Raw genomic sequence first — 25,109 nt, 5'->3', positions numbered from 1 at the left:
AAATGTAAGTTTTTAAATACTATATGAAAAAGGTAAAAAATGATTCGTAAGATTTTCTTTTGGTCGCACTTAGTTGTAGGAATTAGTGTTGGCATTATTGTGTTTATCATGTCTGCTACGGGTGTGCTGTTAACTTATGAAAAGCAGATCATCGAATGGGATGATTCACGACATAGCGTTCTTCCTTTAGAGGGCGAACAAAGGTTAACGACAGATGAAGTATTACGCATAACACGTGAAAAACATCCGAATGAAAATCACATTTATATACATTGGATAAATGAAAAAGGAAGAGCTATTCCCGTGTGGGCTGGTAAACATAGGTATTTACTCTCGCCTTATTCTGGTGAAACGTTGCAAATAGGGCAAAGTCCGATTGTAGAGTTACTACATTTTATTACCGATCTTCATCGTTGGTTGGCAATGGCGGCAGAAGAAAAGTCGATTGCTAAAGAAGTCACCGCGTACAGCAACTTATTGTTTTTATTTCTTATCATTTCAGGGGCATATTTATGGTTGCCGCGTCGCTTTAACTGGTCTTCTATTAAAGGGCACTTATTATTTAAAAAACACTTTAAAAGTCATCATGCTAAACATTATAACTGGCACCATGTCTTTGGTGTTTGGATGATGGTGCCGTTATTTGTCATCGTTTCGACGGCAACCATTTTCCATTTTCAATGGGCTAATGGCGCGGTTTATGGCATTTATGGAGAGGAAGCGCCGGGGCCTCGTCAGCGGCGTGAACCTGTAGAATTAATTGATGGCAAGCAGCCCTATGAATCACTCTTTACGGTTGCTAAGCAACATGCGGTTGATAATGGTTCGGCAGATTGGCATTCGATGTGGGTAGAGTTCGGAAGAGAGACAGAAAACACGCGTTTCTATATCGATCGCAGTCTTGGTAATAATTATGATGCAGCTTACGCACTGTTTTTAGATAACGATACTGCTGACGTAGTTCGAATAAAGCGAGGTTCAGATTGGTCGAAGGGCGCGCAGGCTTGGGGGGGGGCTCGCTTCCTGCATACAGGTGAATACTTTGGGCTTGTTGGGCAAACTATTGCTGGTTTGGCGTCTCTAGCTGGATGTTTTTTAGTTTATACCGGATTTACGCTTTCTTGGCGTCGTTTAGTTTCACCCTACCTACGGAAAAAGCGTAGTTTATTAAACAAAATTTAATCAACGATTAATGCGGGATATCAATATCGCGCCCTCGAGTTAAGTGGTTGTTTTTATTGGTTATTTATATTCTAGATGGAGTTTTTATGTTTTTAAGTTTTATCCCTGCTTGGCTGGCATGTTTCCTTTTATTCGGCACTAGCCAGCGGCAAACGGTATTTGTTAAGCCATTACCCGTAATAATAAGTCGTGTTGTCGCGGTTATTTTACTTTGCGCAATGCTATCGCAGTTATTTTTATATTTGCCAACAGTATCGGCATTGATTACCGGCTTTGCATTAGTGTGTTGCTTTTTACCTTTAATTACCCTGATCAGTGCTTATAAAAAATATTACCTTGTATTCGCTAGTTTTTTAGTTTGTGTACTGTCAATAGTGCTTTCTGTATTTGAAGGAGGTTTATAATGTGGTCACGAACTTTTGCAGGATTGATTATCGGACTATTACTATCCGTGTCTTTAGTGCTAAACCTTAATTTATTACTCCCGATAAAAGAAGACACTATGTTGTTAATTGGTTTACTACTCGCATTCCCCCTATGGGCTGGGGTACAAGTGTGGGGTTATTCTTTTGCTAATGCAAAAAAAGCATGGTTAAAGTTAACTATGGTATTAATCCCGTCAGTGTTAATTAATGCTGCTCTATTATCATTGAGGTAAAGTGAAATGAATAAAGATTCGCTAAAAGCGTTAACCAACGCACATGCATGGGTTGGTTTAGTTATATCGACCATTTTGTTTATTATATTTTTTGCGGGCTCAATAAGCTTATTTCGTGATGATATAAATGCCTGGGAACTAAACCCACATTTTGCAGTACATGAGCAAAGTGATAAATTTTCGTTTGATAGTTTGATCAACGAAGTAGCGCAAGAATATAACATTAATACCCACGGCTATTTTATCTTATCTATGCCCACGGCTGAGCAACCTTTAGCTAACCTGTATTTTGAAGAAAAAATTTCTGAAGAAGAGCATGTTGATCAACATTTGATTTTGGCTCCAAACGGAAAAGTAATAGGCAAGGGTAATGGCTCTAGATGGGGGGATTTTTTATATGAACTGCATTACGACTTACATATACCCGAAGTTGGGCTCTATTTTGTTGGCATAGTTACGTTGTTCTTCTTTGTTGCATTACTAAGCGGTGTCGTTATTCATTGGCGTAAAATAATTAGCAAATTTTTCCAATATAGGAAAGATGGAAATAAAGATAAGTTACTTGATGCACACAATCTTATCGGCGTAATGGGGTTACCCTTTCATATTATGTATGCCTTTTCTGGCTTAGTGTTTAACTTACTGATTATTTATCAAATATCATATGCTGTTGTGTTGTATGGCGGTGATCAAAATGAATTATTCAAGGCCGCTGGCGTTGTAGATGTTCATTTAGATGAAACTAAAATAGTAATGCCAGTGCAAGGTATAGATAATTTGTTTTTAACCGCCAAAGCTTCCTTAGGTGAAGTAACTATAGACCGTGTATCCATAGACCATTTTGGTGATGAGAGTGCTTCTGTCACTTTTAGAGGAGCAGATAAAAGCCAGTTTTCTACACGTAAAGAGGCAACGTATCATATAGCATCAGGGCGAGTTTTGTATTTAACGAAAGATAACTTCGATAATGATTTACGTGGTGGCCTTTCAGTAATATCGAGTTTGCATTTTGGTGATTTTTCTGGCTATTTAATACGGGTACTGTTTTTCATCTTAGGTATTGGAACTTGTTATATTATTTTAACGGGTAATTTGATGTGGATTCAGAAAAAAGTAAACTTACGGGTAGAAAAACAAAACCCCATCGGATTAAAAGTTGTCTATGCAATCACTACTGGTGGTTTTATAGGTACTATATTTGCCAGTGCTGTTGGCTTTGTTTTTGCTCGTATTATTCCCATTGATTTTGTGGGACGTAGTGACGTAATTGGTTATCTATTTTTTGGTTGCTTATTCACCGCTATTGTCGTTTCATTAAATATTAAAGCGCAAAAACAATTTGCAGCCACCTTTTTAAGAATTACAGCGGTAACTTTATCGATAACTCCAATATTGGATTGGTTCGTCGTATCTCAGGGCATTAAAGTTATGCTGAGTTTTGGCTACTATCATGTGATTGTCGTTGAGATAATGTTAATAAGTTTGGCATTATTTTGTTGGTTAATTGCTTCACGGTTATTCGTTTATAAACGCTCGGAAGAAATTATTCCAGAAAGCCATGTTTCAATACAAACTCAAAACCTTTGAGTACATAGTGATATTTGATAAGGTGAGACTTTGTAGTGGCATATTATGACATGTAAACGAGCAGTAATAGGTTTGCTATGGCGCTCATGGGGCGTTAGCACCTTAGAGTTAACACTCTAACTTATGTGTATTCAAGATGACTCTAATGTCCGCTTTGGGGATTTGATATCTAACGCCATGTAAAAGTTTTAGGTATAAATTCAGTTGTGAATAGATGTAATTTTTTAAGTGGAAAATGAAGCTTTAGAATCTCTGATCTGCCGTTTTTAACTCAAAAGCTAATGTCAGGTAATGGCTAATTGAAGTCATAAGATGTTTGTGGATAATAATGTCTGCAAATTCAAAAGACCGTCTTTACAAGTAAATATTCTAACCATAGCAACCTGCCCGAACCTGTCTAAAGTATGATGTTTTATTGTAACAATATTATGCAGAATGTTTATGTCGTCTAAATTAGTGTGTTACTTATGATCTATTGCTTCTTGAATATATCACCTAAGAATTGGCATAGTAAGCGTGCAAAGTATGATACTTCTTTGTCAACTTACAACCCACCTGAAAATAAAACTATTTTTTCATATAAATAGTAAACTTAATCTTGGTTTTATCGTATAACATATATTAATTTATACGTATCATCGGTAGTAAGCGCGATTAACGTGCAGACACCCAGTAAAATAATTTAAGAGAGTGCGAAATGAGCGATAATAATTCACCACAAAAACCGGTGGAAGTAACCCAAAAACCTGTTGTTTGGGGAGTACATTTGATTGTAACCATCGTTATTTTTGTTATTGCTTTCGCTATTATTGCTGCGATGTTTGCTAGTAAACCTACTCCACGTAAATGGGGAGGAGGTCCGCCGGCTTCTGTTGGTGTTGAAACCGTGCAATTAACCGCTACTAATTATCCTGTTTGGATTGAGTCATACGGTTCAGCTGAGCCATTAACTCGCACCCAATTAGTTTCTGATGTTAGTGGTCGAGTTATTGAAGTCGCCAACAATATTCGTGCAGGAGCATCATTTAAAGCAGGTGATGTTCTACTGGCAATTGACCCTCGTGATTACCAAATAGAAGTTGATGTTGCAAAGTCAACGGTCGCCAATGCTTGGGTAAAATACAAGGAAGAGCTGGCTCAAGCAGATGTTGCTGAGCGGGACTGGAATGTTAAGCCCGGCAGTAAAGCTGGCCGTGATTTAGCACTGCGCATCCCACAAGTAGCTGCTGCACTCGCTTCTTATGATGCATCAAAAGCCCAATTAGCAAAGGCTAGGCTCAACCTTGATAGAACACAAGTTAAAGCACCCTTTGACGGCAAAATTTTGAAACAAATGGTTGATTTAGGACAAGTAGTTAATCCTTCTCAAACTATTGCTGAGATATATTCCACTGATTATATTGAAGTAAGATTACCGGTAAAAGCCCAAGATCTAGCGCATATTTACTTACCCGATGAATACAATGCACCGGGCAACGAGCCTACAGACAATAAGGAACACCAATCTGTTGTTCTTTTTGAAGGTGAGTTAGGAGGTAAAACTTATACGTGGGAAGGTAAATTAGTGCGCAGTGAAGGAGCTTTTGATTCATCTACTCGTATGCTTTACGTTGTTGCCAAGCTTGATAATCCTTTTGTTAGCTCTCCACAACTGCCTGCATTACGTGTTGGTCAGTTTTTAAGAGCAAAGATTGAAGGCACACAATTGAAGAATGTCTATGCTATTCCAAGAAGAGCAGTAAGTCAGAATAATATGATCGCTGTTGCTGAAAATGGTTTATTGCAAAAACGGGCTATTGAACCTTTGTGGACAGATGTTGAGTCTGTGGTTATTTCTGCCTCTTCACTTGCTGGCGACATTGATAATTATGCGGCCGCTATTGATTCTGCCGATCAGCTTATTTTAACGCCAACGGCCAATTTAGCCGCTGGTACCCGAGTTAAATCATTAAATGACATTAATTCGACAACCAATGAAGAACTAGCTAAAAAGAAAATTTCAAAACCCGCAATGAATGAAGAAATACAAGCCAGTGGTAGTGAGAAGCAAGAAGGTTTACCTGCTTTAAAGAAATCCCCAAGTAATTCATCCACTTCAACTACGGACTAGGAACTCATTATGCATGGTTTAATCGCTTGGTTTGCTCGTAATGACGTTGCTGCTAATCTTCTTATGGTGGTCATCGTTGCCGCCGGACTTTATAGTTTGTCCAACAAAATTCCGGTCGATTTATTTCCTGAATTTGAAATAAATACCGTACAAGTTAGTAGTGTTTTACCTGGCGCTTCGCCACAAGAGGTTGAAGAAGGTTTAACCATAAGAGTGGAGGAAGCAATTCAAGATATCGAAGGTATTCGAGAAATGACTTCGCGCTCTAATGAAGGTAGCTCAACGGTGACTGTTGAAGTAGAAGATGGTTTCGATGTTAGAGAAGTACTCGACGAAATGAAAGTTCGCGTAGATGCGATTAATAATTTCCCCGTTGAAGCTGAACGTCCTTTGGTGACTATGCCTAAACGTATGCGTGACGCTATTGGTGTGGTGATGTATGGCGATTATGACAGCTTAACATTACGCCGCTTTGCTGAAGATGTTCGAGATGAAATTGCTTCGTTGCCTGGGGTTACTCAAGTTAGTGTTGATAACTCACTGCGTTTTGAAATATCGATTGAAATACCCGAATGGTCATTGAGAAAATATGATATCACCTTAGAGCAGGTTGCTGACGCTTTACGACGTAACTCTACAGATGTATCCGCCGGTAATTTAAAAACTGAAGGTGGAGATATTTTTATCCGCAGTATTGGCCAAGCTTATAAAGCAAGTGACTTTAGCCAGCTACCGATCTTAACCGATCAAGATGGTACATTAATTCGCTTAGGGGATATTGCTGTTTTACGTGATGAATTTGAAGAAACCCCTTTGAGAACAAGATTTAACGGTATACCTGCAATAGAGGTAGAAGTTTTTCGGGTTGGCGATCAAAGTATTATCGAAGTAACAGACGCTGTTAAAAATTATATCGCAGGTAAACAACAAGCACTACCTGAAGGGCTAACGATGACTTACTGGCGCGATCGCAGTAAGTCGATAAAAGCACGTTTAGCTACGCTTACTACAAGCGCTTGGCAAGGTGCGCTATTAGTTATCCTGCTATTAGCTTTATTTTTACGACCCGCCGTTGCATTTTGGGTGTGTCTTGGCATTCCAATGTCATTTATGGGCGCATTTATATTGATGCCATTTTTTGGTATATCTTTGAATTTAATGAGTCTATTTGCTTTTATTTTGGTACTAGGTATTGTCGTCGATGATGCGATTGTTACCGGTGAAAATGTTTACGAACATATGCAACGCGGCACAGATCCCCTTACTGCTGCTATTAGAGGTACCCAAGAAGTTGCTGTGCCAGTTACCTTTGGTATTTTAACGACTGTTGCAGCATTTATCCCCCTAGCTTTACTTGAAGGTAGAGGCAGTTGGTATCAAAGTATTCCTTACGTTATTGTGCCGGTGTTACTCTTTTCATTAATCGAGTCTAAATTGGTATTACCCGCACATCTTAAGCATATTAAACCACGTACTGGCGCGCCATCACGGCTAACACGTATTCAAATGGCAATATCGACCTCTTTAGAGACGTTTATTGCTAAATTTTATCAACCAACATTAGCATTAGCGCTGCGCTGGCGTTATGCGACGCTGGCAATTATGTTGTCATCACTTTTTATTGTGATTGGTGCGCTTTCAAGCGGACAAACAAAATTTGTATTTTTCCCTCGTGTGCAAAGTGAAGTAGCAACAGCAACATTAACAATGCCAACAGGTACTGCCTTTGAAAGTACCGATCGTATTGTTCAACATATGACTAAGCAAGCGAAGTTATTACAAGAGAAATATATTGATGCCGAATCTGGTGAGTCTATTATTAAGAATATTTATTCTATTAGTGGTGGACGTAATTCAAGTACGGGCCGCGTTCGTGTCGAAACAATCCCGCCAGAAGACCGTAGCACAGACATTGGCACACAACAGATAGTTGCAGAGTGGCGTAAAATGGTAGGACAAGTCGCTGGCGCAGAGCAGTTAAATTATCGGGCTGAAATTGGTTGGAATAGACCCGCTATTAATATCGAATTGCGTGGTAAGAATGCTGATGATCTAGCTGAGCTAGGCGATAAATTCAAAAGTAAGTTAACGCAGTACTCAGCAGTTTCTGATGTTGAAGATTCAATGTCTGATGGCAAAGAAGAACTACAATTAAAACTTAAGCCCGAAGCAACGTTACTCGGACTTAATTTAAATATGGTTGCAAGACAAGTTCGTCAAGCAGTCTATGGTTTTGAAGTTCAGCGTATTCAGCGTGGGCGTGAAGAAGTGCGAGTTATGGTGCGCTACCCTATTGCAGCTCGACAGTCGATTGAAACGTTAGAGCAGATGATGATAAGAGTTGAGGCCGGTCAAGAAGTTCCGCTATGGCAGATTGCTGATATAGTACCTGGATTAAGTCCTTCGAGTATTTTACGTATTGACCGACAGCGGACACTGTCAATTACCGCTGACTTTAACAAAGAGCAAGGTAATTTGTCTGCGGTGCAGGAAGAGTTAGAAGAATTTTTACAACAATCGATAAGCACGTATCCAGGCATGAACTATGAAATGGCTGGTGAAGCTAGAGATCAAAAAGAGTCTTCTCAAGAACTGAAATTTGGTATGTTTGGCTTATTATTAGTGATTTATATTCTACTTGCCATTCCTTTTAAAAGTTATTCCCAGCCTTTAGTAGTGATGATGGTTATCCCTTTTGGCATTGTTGGTGCGGTAATAGGTCACTGGATAATGGGTATGGATTTAACCTTACTTAGTCTGATGGGGGTCTTAGCGTTATCGGGTGTGGTAGTTAATGATTCACTGGTCTTGGTTGATTATATTAACAAAAAGCGTGCCGAGGGGAGTGCTGTTTTTGAGGCTGTTTATGCCGCAGGTGGTCGTCGCTTTAGGCCGGTGTTACTGACATCATTAACAACGTTTGCTGGGTTAATGCCACTTTTATTTGAAAAAAGTACTCAAGCACAGTTCCTAATTCCTATGGCGGTAAGTCTTGGCTTTGGTATTTTATTTGCAACGATAATTACACTGTTTTTAGTACCGATAAATTACCTAATAATGGAAGATATCAAGCGCTATAGTGACCGCTATAAAAATGACATGCGTTGGTTAATTCGTAAAGGTATCAGTAAAGTAAAATAGCCATAAGCGTTACTGGCTAAACACTCGACAACGTCGTTGCAATAACACTAAAAATGGTCAATCTTTCACAGATTGCCCATTTTTGATTTATTAACCATCAAAACATCTTAATTTTCCTAGTGCCTAGCGTAATGAATACTTGGTGAAAACCTTAATACAAGCCATTGAAAAATTATTATCATCTATTGGTTTTTTTGAACGTTACTAAAATATGCTCAGATGAGTAAACTGTTTACTTAAAATAGCGCTTTGGCTACAATATTTCCTCAGAATTAACGCTGATAAAGATATTTATTAAAATAGTCCTTGACCAATCAACTACCTCAACCCACTCTTTGCCCAAGAATTTATTCAAATGTAGAGATTTAATTAGTGAGCCAAGAATTAATGTACGACAAAAATAGCATTATCATTATTATTACCCTTTTTATTTTGATGTTAATTATTAATCAAATAGGCTACAGCTTAGGTTTGCGTAATAAAGACGCAGAAAACACCGAAATGAAAAGCCAATCGACGGCTATTCAAGCCGGTATCCTGGGTTTGTTGGCTTTACTACTGGGTTTTACGTTTAATATGTCACTGCAACGTTATGATGGACGCAGCAGTGCGGTCATAGAAGAAGCGGGCGCTATTTCAAGAGTCGCCATGCAAGCAAAATTATTGAGTGGCAAGGTAAGAGATGATGTTTTTCATGAATTAGAGTCTTATCTCACCCTGCGTATTTCACTGAGCCAAATAGACTTGGGCAATGCAGAGCAGCGTATAGCCGTCAATAAAAAAGTCAGTAAATCACAAGCCAAGCTCATTGAATTAGCACAACAAGAATTAGAAAATCCAAGATCACTGTTAATCGCTAATGGCTTTTATCAGTCACTATCTGGCATGATTCAAATTGAAAATAAACGCTCGGCTATGCTCCGACTGCATGTGCCCGAGCCAGTATTATTTTTATTGTTCAGTGTTTTTGTAACTGTTGGCGGCATGCTGGGATATAACAGCGGCTTAGGGAAGAAACGTCCGGCATTCCCTACGATATTATTATTCACCTTAATCGTCTTGGTGGTCTTTATTATCATTGATTTAGACAGACCCAAGCGCGGTATCATACAAGTTAATCAAGATAGCCTTCATGATGCGGTAATGACCCTTCAAGATTATAAAACTGAATAGTATTGGTACCAGCATAAGACTATTTAATCGCTATTTTTAATAATTTAACAATGAATAGCGATTAAATATGACTTTTCAATAGAGCAACGCGCTCAAGGTAGCGGTTGCAAGTCTACTTTTTATTGCCACAAAAAAATCCATACCATGCTTATCGATATAAGCGCTATTGGCGATAAATACTTATTTAGCTAATGGTTTTATGGGCTTAATTATAAATTATAAAAACGAATGGTCACCAAGGTTTTAACTGTTTTTTATTTAAAAACATCGTCTTGCCAGCTTTCCCCTAATTTTTCCTCAATATACTCCCTGATCATTTGTCGTACTTTCTGAGATGCATTTACATCATCTAATGCACATAGTTTTTCAAAGGTTGCCTTTTTTTTAGGGTCAATTAATACCGTAAGTCTGGCTGTTCTTTTTTCCATGTTTAGTGCTTTTTTAGCTGTATGTTAATTTGATTATAATATAATTAGAATTGTATTGTCTTTTAATTGGAATATAATTGTCATTTTGTTGGCCGCCATGTCAAATATTAACGCTAAATTACGCTTATATTGATGGTATTTACCAATGGCTTATTTTATTTAAACGAAATACACAGGTAAAACCCAACATACTTATATTATGGCTGTTTTTAATTTTCAGCCTTAAAAAGCGTTAGCTACTGGCTTGCCCTAACAGTAAACGTTGCTTTGTATTATCTTTACTCACTACTTTGAAAGAAATATCTAATGCAGTGCTGCTAGCTAAGATGAAACGCTTTTTGACAAATTTTAAATTAACTCAGAGAAATATCGTGAAAAAACTAATAACGACTGTATTGCTATTCCTATTTGCAACGCCTGCTTTTGCCGCTGGAGCAGGTGAAATTGACCTCACTAACACTATTGCAGGATTTACTGCATTAACGATTTTTATTATTGCTTATCTACTGGTTATTAGTGAAGAATTTCTCCACCTGAGAAAGTCAAAACCGGTATTGGTCGCGGCTGGAGTCATTTGGTTGATTATTGGTTGGATTTATACCCAACACGGCATTCCAAAAGCCGCGGAAGAGGCTTTTAATCATAATCTATTAGAATATGCTCAGTTGTTATTATTTTTATTAGTGGCGATGACTTATATAAATGCCATGGAAGAGCGAGGGGTATTCGATAGTTTACGTATTTGGATGATTTCTAAAGGGTTGAGCTTACGCAGTTTATTTTGGGTTACCGGCTTAATGGCATTTGTTATTTCTTCATTTGCGAACAATCTTACTACCGCAATGTTGATGTGTGCAATCGTCCTTAAAGTGGCTCCTAAGGATCTCAAGTTTATTAACATTGCCTGTATCAATATAGTCGTAGCCTCTAATGCTGGCGGGGTATTTAGCCCCTTTGGTGATATAACCACCTTAATGATATGGCAGGCAGAGCTGGTTAAATTTGAGCAGTTTTTTGTACTTTTTATCCCCTCACTGGTCAATTTTTTAGTTCCCGCGATTATCATGAGCTTTTTTATCTCTAATGAAAAATCAACACCGATAACAGACGAAAACTTCATGCTAAAACGTGGCGCAAAACGAATTATTTTTCTATTTATGCTGACCATAGCTACTTCTGTTGCCACTCATAGTGTTGTTAATATGCCACCGGTATTAGGAATGATGATGGGCTTAGGTTACCTTAAGTTTTTAGGCTTTTATTTACGGAGAAGCCTACCTCGTTCATTAGATAAAAAACGTACCCTAGCAACCATCAGTCATGATGAAAAAGCCCTAGAAAGATTAGGGAATATCGTACCTTTTGATATTTTTGAAAAAATAGCACGGGCAGAATGGGATACCTTGCTGTTTTTTTATGGGGTTGTGATGTGTGTTGGTGGGCTTGGTTTTATGGGCTATTTAAGTTTAGTGTCAGACTTATTATATACCAACTGGGATCCGACCTATGCCAATATTGCCGTCGGTGTACTTTCAGCCATTATCGATAATATCCCCGTTGTTTTTGCTGTCTTGAGCATGAACCCTGTGATGGATTTACAGCAATGGTTATTGGTAACCATGACCGCTGGGGTAGGGGGAAGTTTACTTTCTGTTGGCTCTGCGGCGGGTGTTGCTTTAATGGGACAAACGAAAGGAAAATACTCATTTGTTGGTCATCTTAAATGGAGTTGGGCTATCGCCTTAGGTTATAGCGCCAGTATCTATGTTCATTTTTTGATTAATGGCTAAGTGACCTAGCAACACCTTTACTTTAGCAGTGTTAAAGTAAAGGTGTTGCTTAACTATAAAGCAGGGCTTGGCCCCGCTAAACAAAGCAATAGTTCACGTACTACCTTCGCCGCAAAAACATCACTATTACCTGTACTGTCAATTTTTGGCGATAACTCCACTACATCGCAGCCAACAAAATATTTAGAACGCAATATTTTGCATAAGCTAATCAGTGAATGAAAATCTTCTCCGCCGGGCTCGGGTGTGCCGGTACCTGGGAAAAAGCTTGGGTCAAAATAATCTAAATCTAAGGTTAAATAAATAGGAATGTCTTTTGCAATCGCGTCAACACTGGCGAGAAATTCAGCTCGACTTTTTTTGAGTGTTTGATGGGCTTTCATCCATTGGTATTCTTCGCGCGTTCCTGATCGAATACCGTATTGTATCAGTTGATGATCTTTACCAAAATGGTCGGTAATACGGCGGATAATAGCGGCGTGCGAATAATGATACCCTAAGTAACCATCGCGCAAATCAGCATGTGCATCGAGATGTAATATCACTAAGTCAGGAAATTCGCTTAAATACTTCTTTATTGGTGCGTACGAAATAGAATGTTCGCCGCCTAAACTTACAATACGAACATTATTGTCTTTTAAAGCCACATTTTCAAATAAGGTATTAAAGTCACTATTAGCATTATGATAAGCATTCTCTATATCAGTCTGGCTACTTTCTTCATCGATAGATAAATCAAACGGTAAATTACCTAAGTCAACAAATGAAATATCTTCAAGGTCTGCGTCTAAATACGGTGAATAGGACTCTATACCATCGGAAACATCGCGAAGTGCGTTAGGGCCAGCTTTAGTGCCTTTTCTAAAGCATGCCGTACCATCAAACTCAAAGCCAATGATGTGGCTTGTGTCCTGAAAAATCCCCCACTTGTTTTGAGCACCTTCAAAAGGTGTTGGCGTGGATATTAAAGCAACATTGATCTCTTTAACCATATTCATTTAGTCGTGATACCTAACAGCAATATTTTGCTCAATTATCCAAAATAAAGGCTAAATGTATAGCTTTTTTTACAAAATATAGTCTTGTTAATAAAATGATGCTTGCAGATAGCAAGCTTGTTGTTTATTTTTCGATGTTAGCGACATTATTTTATTGATAAAAATGAAAAAATTTGTAAAATGACTGACTGTTTTTTTACTGAGGAGGTGTTATGTTTTTTGAGGGATCAGAAAAAAAAGCTGAAATCTTAATCGATGGTGAACAGCTTTCTTTACTTAATGACATCGACGACGAATTTTGGTCAGCATTAGTTAATCGTAGTCAAGCTCAAATATTATCTTCGATTGAAAATGAATATTGCAAAGCGTTTTTGTTATCCGAGTCGAGTTTATTTGTTTGGTCAGATAGAATATTAATATTAACCTGTGGTGAAACACAATTAGTGAAAGCCGTAGAGTTTTTCATTCAAAAGTTTGGCACAAAAGCAATTAAGCAGCTTACTTATCAGCGAAAAAATGAATACTTTTCAAACGCTCAGCCTAGTTGTTTTGGCGATGATATCAAATTAATTAATCAATATTTACCGGGTAAGGCTTACCGTTTTGGCGAAATGGACAGTCACCACAACTATGTTTTTCATTTAGATAACGACTTTACTGCTGATACCGATGATATTACCTACGAGTTACTCGCCTATCAAATAAGTGAGCAAGCCTCGAAACATTTAACACAGCCCAATTTGTCGGCTGAAGAGATTCGTCAGTTCTTGTGTATCGATAGTATTTTACCTGGTTTTATTCTTGATGACTTTGTCTTTTCCCCTTACGGTTATTCACTCAATGCGATTAATGAACAGCAATACTTAACCATCCATGTAACGCCACAAATGGACAGTAGTTATATTAGCTTTGAATCGAATGTCGATTTACTTTCGCTTGCCCCGAAACTTTTAGAAATATTAGCACCAAAATCTTTTGATTTAATGAGTTTTAATGAGCAAGCTTTTGAGCAAAAATTAGCGGCGTTAATTCCAATACAATACGTGAGTAAATCACGCGTTTGTAAAAAACTTGATAATGGCTACTTAGTAAATTTTGCCAACTATATTCTGCCACAAACTACGTTTGCTGAGCCAATTATGATTGATATTTCAGGAGAAAACCATGCACTCTAATTTATGGGTAGAAGAAAAGTTTGAAGATTTTTTGGGCATTAAATTTAAAGTAGAAAAAGTGCTTTTTTCTGGGAAAAGTGAATTTCAAACGGTTGATGTTGTTGAAACTAAAGGCCATGGCAAGATGTTGTTAAATGACGGCTTGATTATGGTCACTGAACGAGACGAATTTGCTTACCACGACATGATAAGCCATGTGCCATTGTTTGTGCATCCTGACCCTAAAAATGTATTAGTGATTGGCGGTGGTGACGGCGGTACAGCAAGAGAAGTCATTCGCCATCAATCCGTCAAAAAATGCACTATGGTTGAAATTGACGTAATGGTTGTTGAAGCCTGTAAAGAGCATATTCCACAAACTGCTTCGGCACTTAATAATGAGCGCATCCACCTTATCATTGGTGATGGTGTGCAGTTTGTTAAAGAGACCAAGGAAAAGTTTGACGTTATTATTGTTGACAGCACAGACCCTATTGGACCTGCGCAACCGTTATTTGGAGAAGCGTTTTATAGAGATGTTTTTAATTGTTTAACCGATGACGGTATTGTTGTTGCTCAGGGCGAGTCTTCTTGGTATGCCATGGAAATTCAGCAGTCGCTGTTGAAAGTATTGAACAATGTCTTTCCTAAAACCTACTTGTACAGTTTTAGTAACTTAACTTATCCAGGTGGTTTATGGAGTTTTACTTTTGCGTCTAAGCAATACCATCCTATTAGTGACTTTAGTCCTGAACGTGTCGAAAAATCAGGCTTAAACTTTGATTATTATAATGCCCCGCTTCATTCAGCGGCCTTTGCTTTACCAAGTTTTGTCAACAAAGGTTTATCTGGCTTAATTGATAATTAAGCCAGATAAACACAGTAGACCTGTCCACTGATTTTTCGGTGATGTTAACGCTAACGCTGTGAGTAGGTGTTAATTTCTAGTGAAACCTAGCGGTAATACTCATAACTAAGTGCAGAAACTAGTGAATATTATAAAAGTACGCTATTTCTCACAAGAAGTGATCGGATCAATTAGTACCTATGTATAAGTGTAGAGAAGATATTTATTTTATATAAATGTTAATGTTATTAAGTAAAAAATTACAAGGATGCATCTTATAAAACTTACATCGTAATAACTGTGATTTCTAATCTTTATTTACTTAAGTGAAGTTACTGTATTGTTAATACTGAAAATTGTTCATTATTACATTAATAAAATTAGACTCTTGTTATATCTCTAGGTATGATTTAGCCACGAAAAAATTATCTAAGGTCATTATGATAGCGCTTAAGTTTCGATTGTTTATGGTCATGTTTTTCTGTTCAGTAGTCTTTATTGAAACTGCTTTTAGCCAAGTTGTTATAAAAGTTGTCGATCAAAACAACGCTCCTTTACCTGATGCCGTGATTGAATATGTGCTGCCTCAGACCGTTATAAATAAATCAAGCGATGATCGTGTCTACGAGATGGATCAAATAAACAAACAATTCTCCCCTCATGTCCTAGTTGTGCCGATTAATAGCCAAGTCAGCTTCCCCAATAAAGATGATATTAGACATCATGTTTATTCATTTTCGTTAGCTAAAACATTTGAATTAAAACTCTATGCGGGTAAACCTAAAAGTCCGGTTCGTTTTGACCAAAAAGGTCTTGTCGTTATGGGCTGCAATATCCATGATGCTATGGTCGGCTATATTTATGTTTCAGATAAAGATAATGCCTATCTAAGTGATGTCAATGGAGAGGTATTATTAACGCAACCTTTAGCGTTAAATACCCAGTTAAAAATTTGGCATCCTAATAGCACTATTGGTTTAACTAAACATACCCTATTAACTGTTGATCAAAACATGATTGATAATAATGAAATTGTCATTGTAATAAGTGTTAATGCACCGCCACCAAGAGATAGTTTTGAAGAGTTAGCTTTTCATGAACACTAGGTTGAGTTTTAAAGCACAAATCACGTGGCTATTAACCAGTTTAATTTTATTAACTGTAATTATTTTAACGGGCAGTAATTGGTTTAGGTTTGCAGATTATGCAGAAAACCAAATTGAACGCCAAATGTATTTTGCTCAAAACGTACTCGATCAAACATTAAGGTCGCAAGAGCAAGTGTTAACGACCACGGCCAGTGTTTTAGCCGCCGACTTTGGTTTTAAACAAGCGGTCGCGACTCGCGACAAAAACACTGTGGAAAGTGTCCTGCTTAATCATGGTAAACGTATCAATGCTGATTTAATGTTGATTCTAGACTTAGAAGGTAAGCTGTCAACTACCAGTTCATTACACTCGTTTGATGCAAAAACAATTGAAGCAAATATTAATAAACTTCCTTTTAGGGAAGTTCATGCTCAAATTCTTAGTATTGAAAATAAAGTTTATCAAGTTATTGTTGTCCCGGTTAAGGCTCCAAGAGTTATTGCTTACACGGTGATTGGCTTTGAATTTGATCAAATTTCGTTATTAAAACTTAAAGATCTAATTGCTTTAGACTTAACCTTAGTGCAAGACAATCAACTGATTGAATCAAGTATTGAACGTGAAGAAATTATAGAACAATTGTTACAAGGCACTAAACAACAATCGCCAAACCTATTGCTAACTCGTGCTGATTACTTTCACAAAACCATCAGCTTTGGTGGTTCTAAAGATATAAAAGCCACCTTGTCTGCGCCTTTAACACAAATTCAGAGTGATTTTAATCGCCTGATCCTTTCTATGTTGATAATTGCAGTGATTGTTATCGTTATTGCTATCACCCTTTCTCGTCTGTTATCACAAGGCTTATCTACCCCATTACATATTTTGATGGAAGTCACGCAAAAAATTGGCCGTGGTGAACTTAATGTACCTAAATTGGCCAACCGTTTGCCTGTTGAATTTAGCGAACTCTACCAAGGATTTTCAGTGATGGGTGCGGCTATTGAGAATCGTGAGCAGTCAATTATTTATCAGGCAGAGCGCGATATCTTAACTGGCTTATATAACCGCCATAAAACATTAACAATAGTAGCTGAGTACTTTAATAAAGCTATTCATTTAGTGGTCATTACTTTTAATATTAAAGCCTTTAAAGCACTTAATGACACCATTGGACTCACTAATGGTGATAATATTTTAAAAGAAATCGCTGCGCGTATTTTAGTCTATATTGAACAATCAAATCATAACCTAGAGCACGATATTATTGCTGCGCGCACCAATTCAGATGAATTTTTATTAGCTATTCCTATTCATCAAACCAACGAAATAAAACATTTTATCGAGTTACTGCAAAGTGAACTAAATCGTCCTTTTTGGCTTGATGATATCAAAATTAATTTATCACTTTATTTCGGTGTCGCCAACTCTATAGAGCATGGTGTTGAAGCAGAACGATTGATCAGGCGCTCAACCATGGCGGTAGCTTCAGCATATCAAGAACAGGTCTTATTGCGATTTTATCAAGACGGAGAAGACGAGGCTTATCTTTATAAGTTGCGCTTAATAGAAGAATTAAAAGAGGCACTTGAATGCGAAGTAAGCCCACTTTTTATGAATTATCAGCCAAAATTAAATATGAATACCGGTAAGATTGATAAACTTGAAGCGTTAATTCGTTGGATAAATAAAGAGGGTAACTTTGTAAACCCCGAATTGTTTATTGATTTAGCTGAAAAAGCGGGTTTAATTGTATCGTTAACTCGCTGGGTCATTCTAGAAGTTATTCAACAAACTGAACAATGGAATAAGATGGGCTACCGTTTTAAGGTAGCCATTAACTTATCCGCCCAAGATATTCAAAATGAACAATTTGTTGATTATTTACTGACCACGGTAAATGATCATCAGGTATCGACATCGCAAATAACGTTGGAGTTAACAGAGAGGGATATCGCAGAAAACGAAGCATTAGTGGTTGCGCGTTTATCTCATCTAAAATCACTGGGTTTTGTTATTTCAGTTGACGATTATGGTATTGGTCAATCGTCACTAGCTAAGTTAAAAAGTTTGCCTGTCGATGAATTAAAAATCGACAAAACATTCATTTTAAAGTTAGAGCAATGCCAGAAAGATCAAGATATTGTTGCCTCAACTATTTCTCTTGGCCATAAACTTGGGCTAAGTGTGGTCGCTGAAGGTGTTGAAAACAAAGAAAGCTTAATGTTATTAAATGACTTTCAGTGCGACTATGCACAGGGTTACTATTTATCGAGACCTGTTAGCGCTGAAAAATTTATTGAATGGTATAAAACTTATGAATCGCCTCTTTAGCCTTATATTACTGCTTTTACCTATGCTTAGCTTTGCTAATGGTAAATTATTAGCAACCCCAGGTGTTTCTCAAGTAGAAGGCTCAGGAGGTGGTGGTTTAGTACCTTGGGCTCAATTAGCGGGTTATGCAACGGAAGACGAAATAGCATTCTCTGCTTTTTGTTCACAGGCTAACGTGAAAGACTTTCAATTAAACAACTGTGGTGGTCAGGTTAATTTTTATGATCGTTTGGAATTCTCATTTGCTAAGCAAAACTTACAGGTTGATCCATTATCATTAACCTTATCTCAAGAAATTTTAGGTCTTAAAGTAAGGTTGTATGGCGATTTGGTTTACAGTACTTGGCCACAATTATCAGTAGGTATTCAGCACAAATCTTTAAGCACTGCCGATGTTGCTTTTTCATTAGGCGCACAAGATGACACAGGTACCGATATTTACTTAGCAGCAAGTAAGCTTCATTTAGGTTTGTTGGCAGGTTATAACGTGCTGTGGAATGCCACTGCTCGTTATACCAAAGCAAATGAAATGGGCTTACTTGGCTTTGGCGGGCCGCAGGGGAATGGTGCATTACAAACCGAAATGTCAGTGCTGGTATTATTGAATAAACACCTTGCTGTTGGTACTGAATATCGCCATAAACCTGATAATTTAGGCCTAGGTGAAGACGACTGGCAAGACATTTTTGTTGCCTGGTTTCCAAACAAACACCTCAATGTTACTCTCGCCTACCTTGATTTAGGCACTATAGCCGCACTAACCGACCAAAAGGGTTGGTATTTATCTTTGTCGGGATCTTATTAATGATTAAGTATGTTTACGGTTTGTTGATTGTCTTAGTACTGCAACTTTGCCTTGGCTGTAGTAGTAAAAATGTAGCACAAAGTGATCAGCTTTATTATGATATTGGCGCTCATCAAGGGATCGAAAAACTTGTTGATGCTTTTGTGCAAAGAATTGTTAAAGATAAAGCCATTTTGCCTTACTTTGCCAAGTCGAGCGTAAAACATTTTAAGCAAGGCTTTATCAACCATTTATGTGGCGTGGTCAATGGCCCATGTAAATATAATGGTGATAGCATGATTGATATTCATACCGGTATGAATATCAATGAAGCAGATTTTAATCGGGTGGTGGAATTGCTGATAGAAGCGATGGAAGATGTTGATATTTCTTATCAATCCCAAAATAAAATACTGGTTAAATTAGCTGTTTTAAGACCTGAAATAATCAAAATATAAAATAGCCTACTGTTTCATTGGCTATTACTGATTATATCTGTTGTTGAAGTTAGCCTAAGAAAAATTATTTGTGCTTAGTTTTAATAGATTAGCCCTATCCCTTAATATAAACGACAAATAAGCAAACATAATGATGTTAATTATGTAATTGCGAAGGTAAAATTGCGCCAATTGTGTCAACAGTCATTTTTATGTTGTCTTGCTAAAGGTAGTTGAAATTTTATGGATTATTTTGAACAGTTAGGCGTGAGTAGGGTATCGACCACCATCGAAATTAAAAAAGCTTATCGAAAACTTGCTAATAAATATCACCCAGATAGAAATGATAATGTTGAGGCTAAAGAAAAATTTCAACTTATTCAAAAGGCATATGATGTTATTTCTGATCCCAAAAAACGGTCTTTATATTTAAAAAGTAACTATACCGTCATAACCGATCCGCGAGAAATTGCTGATTCTTTTTGGCAAAGTGCTTTTAACCCAGCGCAGAATTAGCCTTTCTACTAGGACATTTACATGCAATCCCAAACCAACTTACCTGAATATTTAACGGATGACTTCTCTATGTATTTAGAGAATATGAATTCATTATCAGATCCAGAAAATCCTGAGCTATTATCAAATTATTTATCAAACTTGTTTGAACAATTAAAACAAATGCCTTTATTATTTAATGGCATGGTTGATCAATTGGCAATGGCTATCTCAACTAAGGTAAGAATCGATAGTAAAAATTTATCGACACTCGAGCTTAACGACGAACCTGAATGGGCCAACGTGAAACCTTTTGTTGGTGTTCATGCCGATGCCCGAGCATGTATTACTGAAATAATGGCGCACGCAGAAGAAGACTTGAAAAAAGCTGTTTTGCTCATTCATTTTTATAATGGTTATGATGCAACACCGTTAAAAGCTGAAGAAGATGAATACGCTCAAGTCGATGATGACGATGAATCTAATGATTATGATGAGAACTACTAAGTATTAGTTTTATACACTTAGATTCACTCATTAACAACTGAACTCACTGATAAACAAATATAAGTTTTAAGGAATCACCTTGACAAAAAATGCATTAATTCTAGCTAGCGATATTATTGAACAAGCACAACACAGTGGTAGACGTGCGGGTACTTCATTAGAAGCAATTGCCTCTGAACACGGCGACGAAAAAATGCTTGCGGTGTTAACAGAAATGGATATTTTAACGGTCGCAAAAATCGTTAGAGAGCACGATGCCACCATTCCCTCTATTGCCACGTGGTTAATGGATGCAGAATCAATTAAACAGCTCTTAAATGTTGAACCGTCTTATTGGCAAAATATCGATGAAGATCACGTTTTTTGTGCGCAAACAGAAGCGCACAGCTTATTAACGCAAATATTTCTTTCTTCTGATGATGAAGAAAAGCAACGAGAAGTATTAACCGCGATAGTTGAAGATGACTTTGGGCTTTTATATTTGTCTTTACCGTTCATCGGCCATGATTTTTCAGAAATAGAAGAAGATGAAGAGCAAACGTCAGGCAGTATTGAAGAATTATTAATGAAAATAAAAACCTTAAGCGAAGAAGCTTACCGTGAAGTGATGACGGTTAGCAGTAATGGTACACTCGATAATATAGAGAATGCCTTAAAGCAAAATGCAAATAAACAAAGAGTTACTGCTGTAGAAATGGATACCGACGATATGTTTGCGCCACTTTAACGCTAAACAGCCACCGTATTTATTTATTTCATTTAATTGATTGGAATTCATCAATGAACATTGCAGAGTTAAGAAACTATCCATTTTTACTTTTAGTCTTAAGAGATGGCGAAAGTGAAGGCTTTTTTACGCCTGAATTTATGCATAAAACCAAACAACAGTTATCAGATATGTCTTTGAGAATAGCGTCTGATAACCTATCAATAATTTACGCCGATCAAATTAAAAAAGGCTGTGAAATTGTTCTGGGTATGAGCAATTTAGGTTTATTAGATCTTTGCGATAATGACACAGATAATGCGAAAGAGATCCTAAAAAACCAAGGTGTTGTTTATTGCTTTCGGGCAGGTTGGGCAAAGTATGCCCAATTAAAAACCATATCGCCTTCATACTTCGAAGAAATATCTATTCGTCGTTATGCTCTCGCCATTAATGATACCAGTGATATCAGAGCAATGCATACAGCGTTAGTCAATGAAGGCTATAAAAGTGCCAAGTTACTACAAGTTTATAAAAGTATTGCCACAGACTATTGTGCAACGACTTTACTTGTCGATGATGATGAAGAGGTCTTGTTGTTTGAATTGCAAAAATTTCTAAATACTGCCATTGCATTATTGCTGATTGATTCAGACAAAAAAGTGTTCACAACTCGTTTATATGAGCAGTTGAATACTTACCTGACCAAGACCGATAAACAGGCATTACTGACTAAACTGGCTACGTGTGTTGCCAGTTTTACTGAACAATTGTCCGTTATAACTAAGAGTTACTTGCAAGAGATAAAATTATTAACATTTGCCGAACTAAAAGGCATTATTGATCAACAAGAAAATATCTCGATGTATATTCAAGAAATATTAGAACTGCCTATCACGGTTGAAAATGAGCTCAATGGTGACTTTGATGGTGGCTATGACTTTCATGCTGATGATGAAGATGATCTAGCTTATTTAAGACCAGAACAGCGATAAAAATGCTATCTAAGGTTAAAGAGTAAGCTGATATTCAATAGCCAATCACAGCTACTCAAGGAGAGTAAGTTGCGTAAACAGGCTTAAGCTATTTTTTGATATCCAGGTATGTTCTGGATATCAAAATCATCAATTTGAGATGCATCTAAAAACTTATTGGCAAATTCGAGATAGACTTTTTCCTGAATAAAGACATCAAACAAATCAGGGTCAAGGTGATTGTCTAATTTCATGTAACCCATAATGGTTAATGTTTCAGATAAGGTTTTAGGTGCCTTATAAGGGCGGTCATTTGAGGTTAATGCTTCAAACACATCGGCGATAGCCATAATTCTTGCTTGCGTTGACATTTGGTCACGGGTTAATCCTTTTGGATAACCGGTACCATCCATTTTTTCGTGATGACCACAGGCAAACTCAGGTACATTTTTTAGATGCTTTGGAAAGGGCATCGATTCCAACATTTCTACGGTAACTTTCATATGGTCATTTATGATTTGCCGCTCTTTAGCCGTTAATGTGCCTCGTTTAGTGATCAAATTAAGCACTTCATCATCATTAATTACCGCTTGATTAATACCATTAATCATTATTTTATAATGTTTAGCAATTTGATAAACACGCGTTATCTTATCATCGTCAAAAAACTCACCACCGGTATTAGCGTCATTAATAAACGCTCTATCGTTATTGAGCTGTTTTAATAAATTGAGTTTTTCTTTATCAACCATTTTAGTTGAGTAGGTAATATCACGTGCCGCTATTTCAAATCGAGCGTTGACCAACTCTATTCGATCAAAGATTGTTTCAAGTTTTTTTGATTTATCCATTACATATTCAGGCGTCGCTACTTTCCCACAGTCATGTAACCAAGCGGCAACGCTGAGTTCATGAAAGTCTTCAGCGGCTAAGTTAAAATCTGTTAATGGCCCACAATCTATGTCATGGCATGCTTTGGCCAATAACATGGTTATTTCGGGCACACGTCGGCAGTGATTACCGGTGTAGGGCGACTTCCTATCAATGGCGGAAGCGATTAACCGAGAGAATGCCGCAAAGAGATTTTCCATTTCGTCAATCAATTGTTTATTGGTTAAAATAACGGCGGCTAAAGAGGTTAGCGCTGTGATTGTTTTAACAACGTCAGCCTCAAAAGTGATGACCTTACCTTGGGGATCCGTGGCATTGATGAGTTGAATAACACCATTTAACTCTTGTTGGTGATCTTGCATCGGCAGAGTTAATACCGACTGGGTATGATAGCCGATGCGTTTGTCCATAATTTTTGCCTGGGTTAAGTCATATTCTGTACAGTGATAAACATCGTTAACATTAATAACTTGCCCCGTTGCCCCCGCTATAGCGACAAGCGCGCTATTGTTGACTTTACCATAATTGAACAACTTAATATTTGGGTAGTCTATTGGGTTAGTGCTTGTACCCCCTAAGTGACAGGCTAAACTATTATTTAAAACTGTATCAAAGACTAAAGACTTTTGCTCATTTTTGTCTGTGGTCACTGAATAAATAGTACCACCGTCGGCATTAGCAAATAACATCGCTCTTTTAAGAATAAGCTCTAATAAAGCGTGGTGATTTTTTTCTGTTGATAGCGCGATACCAATATCAACAAAATGTTCAATGTTATTCATTATGATCCCTGTTTACAGTTTTAGCTTTTATTAACACAAGTATAGGTTCTCTTTATAATTTTTGTGTAATAGTCGACAAAACAATGTCAGTAAAGTGAATTTAAAAGTAGATAATGCAATAAAAACGATTTTTTTAATAAATAGGCACGAGCCGATCGCAATATTATTTTTTACTTTGCCGATAAAAGCATATCTGAGGCAATTACTTGTACAGATTGGTTGACGTAAAGTTTAGGTTTAAGCTACCTTACTCATAATATTTTGATTTTTCGATAAAGGGTTATTGATGAGTAGAATGAAGAAAAGTTTTTTACCTGTTATTTGTTGGGTTGCGAGTAGCGTTATAATGAGTGCTTGTTCTTCGTTACCTGTTTATCAGAATTTGTCTAGTGATGCTGTAGTGGTAAATGCTAAAAAAAACAGTCCTGAATTAGCGCAAGAGTTTATGGTAGACATAGGTGATAATTTATTAACTAAAGTGTCGGGTAGTTACTTAGAATACAAAACGCAGTCTGTTAGTTTACTTACCAAGATTAAGTTTATTTATGATGAACAACCAGGGTTGGGTAAAGGAAAAACCACCCTATTGGGAATGAGTACTACAGGGGGCAATGCCGCTTGTTTTAATGACGCTGAATACGGCGATAGCTTGGTTAAGTTTTGTTTATTCGATGAAGATAAAGATGGTTATTTTGAAAGGGGAACGTTTACTGGGGATGAAAGCGCCTCTTTAAATATCCCTTATAATATATTTAGCGATAATAGCAAAAAACCTGAAAAAGGCTACTTCAGAAAAACGTTATCTTATAAAGGTTTATCAAATGGTAAAATTAATTTTAACTATTCTGAGTACTCCGGAAATATGGTTAAAGCGACATTTAGCCAAGAATTTTCGATAGAAAATAAACCAGGCGCTCATATATTGTTTAATTTTAAAGGTGCTGAAATTAAAATAAAACAAGCGACTTTGTTAAATGTTAGCTATGAAGTGATGCAACACTTTAACTAATCATTTCCACCCTGTTTTCCAATAAAAAAGCCT

Annotated in this window: 22 protein-coding genes; 19 read left to right on the top strand and 3 right to left on the bottom strand. The window is 37.1% G+C overall.

Annotated elements, in window-relative coordinates; genetic code table 11:
- Positions 1 to 39: 39 nt before the first annotated feature.
- From ESZ26_RS08880 to ESZ26_RS08850, 7 genes are all read left to right on the top strand, one after another.
- A complete protein-coding gene (locus ESZ26_RS08880; RefSeq protein WP_146799388.1) occupies positions 40 to 1,182 on the top strand; it encodes a PepSY-associated TM helix domain-containing protein in 1,143 nt (380 codons plus the stop codon).
- Between the two features lie 86 nt (positions 1,183 to 1,268).
- On the top strand, positions 1,269 to 1,586 hold the full coding sequence (locus ESZ26_RS08875; RefSeq protein ID WP_146799387.1) for a hypothetical protein: 318 nt from the start codon (positions 1,269 to 1,271) through the stop codon (positions 1,584 to 1,586).
- Positions 1,586 to 1,840, top strand: coding sequence for a hypothetical protein (locus ESZ26_RS08870; RefSeq protein ID WP_146799386.1), 255 nt, complete (start codon positions 1,586 to 1,588; stop codon positions 1,838 to 1,840). The genes ESZ26_RS08875 and ESZ26_RS08870 overlap by 1 nt, the downstream gene beginning before the upstream one ends.
- A gap of 6 nt (positions 1,841 to 1,846) precedes the next feature.
- Positions 1,847 to 3,427, top strand: a complete 1,581-nt coding sequence (locus ESZ26_RS08865) for a PepSY-associated TM helix domain-containing protein (RefSeq protein ID WP_146799385.1) — start codon at positions 1,847 to 1,849, stop codon at positions 3,425 to 3,427.
- 697 nt (positions 3,428 to 4,124) lie between these two features.
- Positions 4,125 to 5,537, top strand: a complete 1,413-nt coding sequence (locus ESZ26_RS08860) for an efflux RND transporter periplasmic adaptor subunit (protein ID WP_146799384.1) — start codon at positions 4,125 to 4,127, stop codon at positions 5,535 to 5,537.
- Positions 5,538 to 5,546: 9 nt separating this feature from the next.
- Positions 5,547 to 8,678: an efflux RND transporter permease subunit gene (locus ESZ26_RS08855; protein ID WP_146799383.1), complete on the top strand. Its 3,132-nt coding sequence runs from the start codon at positions 5,547 to 5,549 to the stop codon at positions 8,676 to 8,678.
- A 372-nt stretch (positions 8,679 to 9,050) separates the two neighbouring features.
- The gene (locus tag ESZ26_RS08850) at positions 9,051 to 9,851 is read left to right on the top strand and encodes a bestrophin-like domain (protein ID WP_146799382.1); all 801 of its coding nucleotides are present in this window, start codon (positions 9,051 to 9,053) and stop codon (positions 9,849 to 9,851) included.
- Positions 9,852 to 10,105: 254 nt separating this feature from the next.
- Here ESZ26_RS08850 and ESZ26_RS08845 read toward each other — a convergent pair whose 3' ends face one another.
- Positions 10,106 to 10,279, bottom strand: coding sequence for a CopG family transcriptional regulator (locus tag ESZ26_RS08845; RefSeq protein ID WP_146799381.1), 174 nt, complete (start codon positions 10,277 to 10,279; stop codon positions 10,106 to 10,108).
- Positions 10,280 to 10,647: 368 nt separating this feature from the next.
- Between ESZ26_RS08845 and nhaD the strand changes: the two genes are divergently transcribed.
- Complete coding sequence (nhaD, locus tag ESZ26_RS08840) at positions 10,648 to 12,069, top strand: sodium:proton antiporter NhaD (RefSeq protein WP_223271607.1); 1,422 nt, start codon at positions 10,648 to 10,650, stop codon at positions 12,067 to 12,069.
- Positions 12,070 to 12,122: 53 nt separating this feature from the next.
- On the opposite strand, the gene speB is transcribed toward nhaD, so the two are convergent.
- Positions 12,123 to 13,067: an agmatinase gene (gene speB / locus ESZ26_RS08835; protein WP_223271602.1), complete on the bottom strand. Its 945-nt coding sequence runs from the start codon at positions 13,065 to 13,067 to the stop codon at positions 12,123 to 12,125.
- Between the two features lie 212 nt (positions 13,068 to 13,279).
- Here speB and ESZ26_RS08830 point away from each other — a divergent pair, with 212 nt between their 5' ends.
- The 10 genes from ESZ26_RS08830 to ESZ26_RS08785 all read left to right on the top strand — a co-directional run bounded on the left by ESZ26_RS08830 (position 13,280) and on the right by ESZ26_RS08785 (position 22,415).
- Entirely contained in the window at positions 13,280 to 14,242 is a 963-nt protein-coding gene (locus ESZ26_RS08830; RefSeq protein ID WP_146799379.1) for an adenosylmethionine decarboxylase, read from the top strand.
- On the top strand, positions 14,232 to 15,089 hold the full coding sequence (gene speE / locus ESZ26_RS08825; protein ID WP_146799378.1) for a polyamine aminopropyltransferase: 858 nt from the start codon (positions 14,232 to 14,234) through the stop codon (positions 15,087 to 15,089). Before ESZ26_RS08830 ends, speE begins: the two co-directional genes overlap by 11 nt.
- A 419-nt stretch (positions 15,090 to 15,508) precedes the next feature.
- Entirely contained in the window at positions 15,509 to 16,174 is a 666-nt protein-coding gene (locus ESZ26_RS08820; RefSeq protein ID WP_146799377.1) for a methylamine utilization protein, read from the top strand.
- Positions 16,164 to 18,491, top strand: a complete 2,328-nt coding sequence (locus ESZ26_RS08815; RefSeq protein ID WP_146799376.1) for a bifunctional diguanylate cyclase/phosphodiesterase — start codon at positions 16,164 to 16,166, stop codon at positions 18,489 to 18,491. The genes ESZ26_RS08820 and ESZ26_RS08815 overlap by 11 nt, the downstream gene beginning before the upstream one ends.
- Complete coding sequence (locus ESZ26_RS08810; RefSeq protein ID WP_190278396.1) at positions 18,475 to 19,296, top strand: DUF3034 family protein; 822 nt, start codon at positions 18,475 to 18,477, stop codon at positions 19,294 to 19,296. Before ESZ26_RS08815 ends, ESZ26_RS08810 begins: the two co-directional genes overlap by 17 nt.
- Positions 19,296 to 19,733, top strand: a complete 438-nt coding sequence (locus ESZ26_RS08805; RefSeq protein WP_146799375.1) for a group I truncated hemoglobin — start codon at positions 19,296 to 19,298, stop codon at positions 19,731 to 19,733. Before ESZ26_RS08810 ends, ESZ26_RS08805 begins: the two co-directional genes overlap by 1 nt.
- A gap of 222 nt (positions 19,734 to 19,955) precedes the next feature.
- On the top strand, positions 19,956 to 20,228 hold the full coding sequence (locus ESZ26_RS08800; protein ID WP_146799374.1) for a DnaJ domain-containing protein: 273 nt from the start codon (positions 19,956 to 19,958) through the stop codon (positions 20,226 to 20,228).
- Positions 20,229 to 20,249: 21 nt separating this feature from the next.
- Complete coding sequence (locus ESZ26_RS08795; protein ID WP_146799373.1) at positions 20,250 to 20,714, top strand: hypothetical protein; 465 nt, start codon at positions 20,250 to 20,252, stop codon at positions 20,712 to 20,714.
- A 79-nt stretch (positions 20,715 to 20,793) separates the two neighbouring features.
- Complete coding sequence (locus tag ESZ26_RS08790; RefSeq protein WP_146799372.1) at positions 20,794 to 21,441, top strand: hypothetical protein; 648 nt, start codon at positions 20,794 to 20,796, stop codon at positions 21,439 to 21,441.
- Positions 21,442 to 21,494: 53 nt separating this feature from the next.
- Positions 21,495 to 22,415 carry a DUF6178 family protein gene (locus ESZ26_RS08785; RefSeq protein ID WP_146799371.1) on the top strand — a complete coding sequence of 307 codons (921 nt, stop codon included), beginning with the start codon at positions 21,495 to 21,497 and terminating at the stop codon, positions 22,413 to 22,415.
- Between the two features lie 83 nt (positions 22,416 to 22,498).
- On the opposite strand, the gene ESZ26_RS08780 is transcribed toward ESZ26_RS08785, so the two are convergent.
- Entirely contained in the window at positions 22,499 to 24,067 is a 1,569-nt protein-coding gene (locus ESZ26_RS08780; protein WP_146799370.1) for an HD domain-containing phosphohydrolase, read from the bottom strand.
- A 286-nt stretch (positions 24,068 to 24,353) separates the two neighbouring features.
- Here ESZ26_RS08780 and ESZ26_RS08775 point away from each other — a divergent pair, with 286 nt between their 5' ends.
- Positions 24,354 to 25,076: a hypothetical protein gene (locus tag ESZ26_RS08775; RefSeq protein WP_146799369.1), complete on the top strand. Its 723-nt coding sequence runs from the start codon at positions 24,354 to 24,356 to the stop codon at positions 25,074 to 25,076.
- The last annotated feature ends 33 nt before the right edge of the window (positions 25,077 to 25,109 follow it).

Origin of the sequence: Colwellia hornerae, from assembly GCF_007954355.1 — a bacterium.
GTDB classification, from domain to species: domain Bacteria; phylum Pseudomonadota; class Gammaproteobacteria; order Enterobacterales; family Alteromonadaceae; genus Colwellia_A; species Colwellia_A hornerae.
The sequence above is the reverse complement of the archived record's forward strand: the minus strand, read 5'-3'. Positions and strand labels throughout refer to the sequence as shown.

What these genes read in the sequence shown, in the direction of transcription:
- ESZ26_RS08880 (WP_146799388.1), top strand. Translation starts at nt 40, where the DNA reads ATGATTCGTAAGATTTTCTTTTGGTCGCACTTAGTTGTAGGAATTAGT.
- ESZ26_RS08875 (WP_146799387.1), top strand. Translation starts at nt 1,269, where the DNA reads ATGTTTTTAAGTTTTATCCCTGCTTGGCTGGCATGTTTCCTTTTATTC.
- ESZ26_RS08870 (WP_146799386.1), top strand. Translation starts at nt 1,586, where the DNA reads ATGTGGTCACGAACTTTTGCAGGATTGATTATCGGACTATTACTATCC.
- ESZ26_RS08865 (WP_146799385.1), top strand. Translation starts at nt 1,847, where the DNA reads ATGAATAAAGATTCGCTAAAAGCGTTAACCAACGCACATGCATGGGTT.
- ESZ26_RS08860 (WP_146799384.1), top strand. Translation starts at nt 4,125, where the DNA reads ATGAGCGATAATAATTCACCACAAAAACCGGTGGAAGTAACCCAAAAA.
- ESZ26_RS08855 (WP_146799383.1), top strand. Translation starts at nt 5,547, where the DNA reads ATGCATGGTTTAATCGCTTGGTTTGCTCGTAATGACGTTGCTGCTAAT.
- ESZ26_RS08845 (WP_146799381.1), bottom strand. Translation starts at nt 10,279, where the DNA reads ATGGAAAAAAGAACAGCCAGACTTACGGTATTAATTGACCCTAAAAAA.
- speB (WP_223271602.1), bottom strand. Translation starts at nt 13,067, where the DNA reads ATGAATATGGTTAAAGAGATCAATGTTGCTTTAATATCCACGCCAACA.
- ESZ26_RS08830 (WP_146799379.1), top strand. Translation starts at nt 13,280, where the DNA reads ATGTTTTTTGAGGGATCAGAAAAAAAAGCTGAAATCTTAATCGATGGT.
- speE (WP_146799378.1), top strand. Translation starts at nt 14,232, where the DNA reads ATGCACTCTAATTTATGGGTAGAAGAAAAGTTTGAAGATTTTTTGGGC.
- ESZ26_RS08820 (WP_146799377.1), top strand. Translation starts at nt 15,509, where the DNA reads ATGATAGCGCTTAAGTTTCGATTGTTTATGGTCATGTTTTTCTGTTCA.
- ESZ26_RS08815 (WP_146799376.1), top strand. Translation starts at nt 16,164, where the DNA reads ATGAACACTAGGTTGAGTTTTAAAGCACAAATCACGTGGCTATTAACC.
- ESZ26_RS08810 (WP_190278396.1), top strand. Translation starts at nt 18,475, where the DNA reads ATGAATCGCCTCTTTAGCCTTATATTACTGCTTTTACCTATGCTTAGC.
- ESZ26_RS08805 (WP_146799375.1), top strand. Translation starts at nt 19,296, where the DNA reads ATGATTAAGTATGTTTACGGTTTGTTGATTGTCTTAGTACTGCAACTT.
- ESZ26_RS08800 (WP_146799374.1), top strand. Translation starts at nt 19,956, where the DNA reads ATGGATTATTTTGAACAGTTAGGCGTGAGTAGGGTATCGACCACCATC.
- ESZ26_RS08795 (WP_146799373.1), top strand. Translation starts at nt 20,250, where the DNA reads ATGCAATCCCAAACCAACTTACCTGAATATTTAACGGATGACTTCTCT.
- ESZ26_RS08785 (WP_146799371.1), top strand. Translation starts at nt 21,495, where the DNA reads ATGAACATTGCAGAGTTAAGAAACTATCCATTTTTACTTTTAGTCTTA.
- ESZ26_RS08780 (WP_146799370.1), bottom strand. Translation starts at nt 24,067, where the DNA reads ATGAATAACATTGAACATTTTGTTGATATTGGTATCGCGCTATCAACA.
- ESZ26_RS08775 (WP_146799369.1), top strand. Translation starts at nt 24,354, where the DNA reads ATGAGTAGAATGAAGAAAAGTTTTTTACCTGTTATTTGTTGGGTTGCG.